Origin of the sequence: Aeromicrobium sp. (genome assembly GCF_014378035.1) — a bacterium.
Taxonomy (GTDB): domain Bacteria; phylum Actinomycetota; class Actinomycetes; order Propionibacteriales; family Nocardioidaceae; genus Aeromicrobium.
The window spans coordinates 1-4275 of the sequence record NZ_JACMOM010000354.1; the positions used below are offsets into that span (position 1 = coordinate 1).

Consider the following 4275-nt stretch of genomic DNA (forward strand, 5'->3'; position numbering starts at 1 on the left):
CTCGAAAACGAACGGTTCTGGGGACCCGCGCGAGAACTGCGACACCCCGCGCATGCTCTCACCAGAACCCGTCCCAGAATCATCCGAGTCTCAAAACCGGCTGGAGACATTTCTGGAGCAGGAGTACCCTCGGCCGTCATCGGTTACGACAGGGTCTCGCGTGAGGATCCTCTTGCGGACCACGTGCGCCGGGCGCCGGCAGTCACCCCTACGGCGCTTCAGATGCTCGCGAAAGTTTAATCAGACTGTTCCGGGCGGGGACGTGGTGACCGTAGACCGAAGTCGAACCAGAGGGGGCAACGAGAAGCGGAAACAGCCGGACCACGAGGGTCAAACGGCCGTTCCGTTACGGAAGCGGTGCGACTTCGCACGATGCTGGACCGGCGTCTTTACCGGTTCATTACCGGCTTGCGGTTCAGTAGCACAAGGATGACTGCGAAGGAGTCAATTGTGAACGCACGCGTGATGGCGGCGATGATGCCGATCCTGCTCTTGGCCGGATGCTCGACCGCGAGCCCAGCGACCACCCCCACGTCGCCCGCGACGAAGGGTGCAGGAGTTCAGATCGTGGTGATTGGCGACTCACTCGCCGATACCGCCAATCACTGTCCTGGCTGCACTGGTTTCCTCGAGACGTTTCGCGATCACATTGAAGAGTCTCTCGGCGCCTCTGCCGAAGCGACGCTGCTTCTGGGGATGACCATTCCGGACGCGCAGTCCATGGTCGCGAGCGATGAAAAGGCCCGTCAGGTGATCGCTGATGCCGACGTCATCATTGTTCAGACCGGGTTCAACAACGTCATCCCTGACCCAACAACCGGCATCGGCTGCGGCGGCTCCCTCGACGGAGGTGTTGACGTGTGGGTGTCCACCACCACAACGGAGTGTCTGGACGCTGGGGTCGCAACATACGGCGACCTCTATCAGGACATGCTCAACCAGCTAAAGGAATTGAGAGACGGCAAATCGACGGTTGTTGTAGTCATGAACACGGTCGACGGAAACATCGCCCCCGACGATCCCAACGGGATGCTCGCCTACTTCCAGCCCGACAAGCAGGAGTGGGCAAAGCAATGGACGGTTGAGCAATATGAGCGCTGGAACGCAATGCTCGCCGACGAGGCGAGGGCGGCAGGCGCTTCCCTCGTGGATCTTTACCATGCCTTCAACGGACCTGACGGGACGACTCCGTTCGGGTCACTGTCTGTTGACGGCGCCCACCCATCCCAGGAGGGCAACGACCTGATCGCTCGAATGCTGGCTGAGGTCGACCTGTCGACCTTGACCGGTTAGCAGGCCGGATCGTAATCAGCGGTCCCGACAAGCGATCGCCACTCCCCGCGGGTGAGGTTGCGGCCGGCAAGGTCGCACGCAGCAGTCGTCCAGACTCGGCTCGAGCTGTCCCATACAGCGAGGACGAACTCTTTCGTGCGGAACGCGGTCGGCGTCCCGTCCTGTGTGCGCACGACCGCGCGCGATCCAGATAGATCCCACTGCCGTTCACCGTCGTCGGTCGCTGTGATCAGCGCTTCACCGTCCGCCGAGAACCAAAGGGCGTTCAGTGGGTGCGCGCCCGTCGCAACCCGCGCCACCTCTAAGCCGGAGTCGACGTCCCAGACCACAGCCGTCCCGGTGTCCGCAAACCCGGGTTCGTTCAGCGCGCCGGCGAGCCGCGTTGCTTCAGCATCGAATGTCAGATCGCTGGGCCTCGTCGCCTCTTCATCTGTCACGCTGACGGTGCGTTTAGCGGCATCAGAGATGACAACCGACCGTCCCTGCGTCAGAGCCACCCGCGACCCATCCGCCGACTCCGCACTCCCGGCACTTCCTGCATCGGTGGACGCCGGAGGATTGCCCACCTCCGACATAGGGTGGAAGGGCAGTAGCGTCGCGAACCGGTCGAACACCTCCAGCGCGATCTGGCGCGACTGGCTCGAGTCGTCCGTGGTCAGCGACTGAGCCACGAGCGCGAACGCGATGGCGGGATCTCGTTCAGTCTCCGCCAGGCCGCCCAGCCGCAGCGACTCACTCGCCGCGAGAGCGGCAATCGTCTCGGTGCGCGCGTTCACGGCCGCCAGGCGTCCCTCGACCGCCAACAGAGCACCGGTCGCTGCCGCAAGCAGCAGTACCCCGGTAGCAGCGAGGGCGACCCGTAGCCGTCGATTCTGTCGTTGCGTGCGCCTGATTTCGTTATTCACGTTGAGCGACGAGATCTCGAGGAAGCGCCGTTCGATACCTGTGAGCACCTGAGCGTGGGCTTCGGCCCACTCAAGCGCGGATTGCAGCCGAGCCCCACGGTAGAGGTTGCCGTCCGACTCTGAAGAGGCTTGCCACTCGCGCGCGTCGTGGGCGAGGTTACGTAGGAGTCGGCGCCCGGCGCGGTCCTGCTCGATCCAGGTAGACAGTCGCGGCCAGCTACGGATGAGCTGCTCATGAGCCAGCCGCAAGTCGCCATCGTCCGTGATGGTGATGATGCGTGCAGCTGCCAGCTTCTCCAACAGCTTCGGCGATACGGCATCCCTTGGTGCCCAGCTGGGAAGGAGATCGCCGTCCTCGCTGACGAGCCGCCGGAAGAGGGTGCGCGTCGCGTCGACCTCCTGCGGGGTGAGTGACTTCAGCATCCGCTCGGCCGAGAGCGCGACGGCGCCGCCGAGACCGCCCGTCCGACGGTAGCCGTCTATCGTCAGGAGGTTCCCCTCCGCATTTGACCATGTTTCAGCCAACGCGTGCGAAAGCAGAGGAAGGATGCCCGGTTGACTGTGACCCTCGGCGATGATCACGTCTGCCAGACCCGGTTCGGTCCGAGCCCCGGCCGCCTCCGCCGGCCTCTCGATCGCCAGACGCAGGTCGGCATCGCCCATCTGCCGGAGCAGTAGCGTGCGCCCCTGAGGGAGCTGGTCGAAACCGGGAATGCCGCAGAGCTCGTCCACTTTGTCCGAGCGCACTGCGACGGCCACGCTTGCGGGTGACGCCAGGATACCGCCCATTGCCAGCCCTGCTGCCCCACGATCGGTGCCGTCCACCAGCACCTGCTCTGCTTGGTCGATGATGATGACATCCGCCAGCGAAGCGCTGTCTGTTTCCAGTCGCGCAGGCTCGGTGAGCAGGACGGTCTTGCCTGCCGCTCTCAATGCCGGAACGACCCCGGCGTGTAACAACGATGACTTTCCGGCCCCCGACGCACTGACCAGAACAAGCCGACCACCGTCGCGGGAGAGCTCAGCGACTAGCTGGTCGATGTCATCCTGGCGGCCGAAGAAATACTCCGCATCCCCCACGCCGTAGGAACGAAGTCCCGGCCACGGTGCTCGAACCCCGGTCACTGACGCGTCGGCCACGTCGAGCGACGCGTCGTGCCGCAAGATCGCCCGCTCGAGCTCAGCAATCGGCTCACTCGGATCCACTCCCAGTTCGTCAGCGAGCGCACGACGCAAACGAGCAAGCGCGTCCAGAGCTTCCGACGGGCGCCCAGCCGAGTAAAGGCTGCGAGCCCACGCTGCCCAACGAACCTCCCGAAGTGGGGCGGCTGCGCAGAGACCGGCTCCATCATCAGCGGCCCGCGCTGCATGCCCCGCCGCGTGTAACGCCGACAACCGCAAGTCGATCGCGCTCTCCCGGATGTCCTGCCACCTCTCGCACTCGCTCTCGGCGGGGAGCCAACCGTTCAGGTCCGGCAGTGGGGTAGACCGCCAGGTCGACAACGCCGCGTCCGCCTTGACAACGGCCCGCATTGAGAACCCGGCTGCCATATCCGCAACCGCGCCCTCGTACGCCTCCTCGAATTTGCGGGCGTCGGTGGAAACCGTCGGAGCGAGCGAATAGCCGCGGTCGGCGCTGATGATCGAGGCCACACCGAGGAGGCGCCGCAGACGAACAATGCAACCCTGGACAACCTTTCGAAACGTCGCGGGGGGCCGCCCCGCCCACACCGCCTCACCGAAGTCATCCTCCGACGCAAGACTTCCGGACCGAACCACGAGCACACCCAGCACCTGGCCGTCTCGCGGTGAGATCTCCGCGCCGTCAACGGAGATCGGGCCCAGCACCCGCACATAGCCACGCACATCCATGCCAGCACTCTCGTCCCCGGTCGCGAGAGCGTCAAGAGGACCTGCCCATCACGCCCGCAGCACCATCAGCGAGCGGACTTGCAACGGGGCTCCTGTTTTCCGCTCGCAAGGGCGGTGCCATGCAGCAGCAAAACATTTCGAAGCAACTCCGGCAGATCTTCGCGGTCAGCAAGCTCGAGTAGTTCACCTCGCACGTTTTCCGCAA

General features: G+C 64.6%; 2 protein-coding genes. One reads left to right on the forward strand and one right to left on the reverse strand.

The window, feature by feature from the left end; genetic code table 11:
- The first annotated feature begins 450 nt into the window (after positions 1 to 450).
- Positions 451 to 1293 carry an SGNH/GDSL hydrolase family protein gene (locus tag H7290_RS18780; RefSeq protein WP_290515546.1) on the forward strand — a complete coding sequence of 281 codons (843 nt, stop codon included), beginning with the start codon at positions 451 to 453 and terminating at the stop codon, positions 1291 to 1293.
- Here the strand turns inward: H7290_RS18780 and H7290_RS18785 are convergent.
- Positions 1290 to 4070, reverse strand: a complete 2781-nt coding sequence (locus H7290_RS18785) for a BTAD domain-containing putative transcriptional regulator (protein WP_290515547.1) — start codon at positions 4068 to 4070, stop codon at positions 1290 to 1292. The genes H7290_RS18780 and H7290_RS18785 overlap by 4 nt on opposite strands.
- Positions 4071 to 4275: the final 205 nt, after the last annotated feature.

Coding starts and splice junctions, on each gene's coding strand:
- H7290_RS18785 (WP_290515547.1), bottom strand. CDS start 4,070: ATGGATGTGCGTGGCTATGTGCGGGTGCTGGGCCCGATCTCCGTTGAC.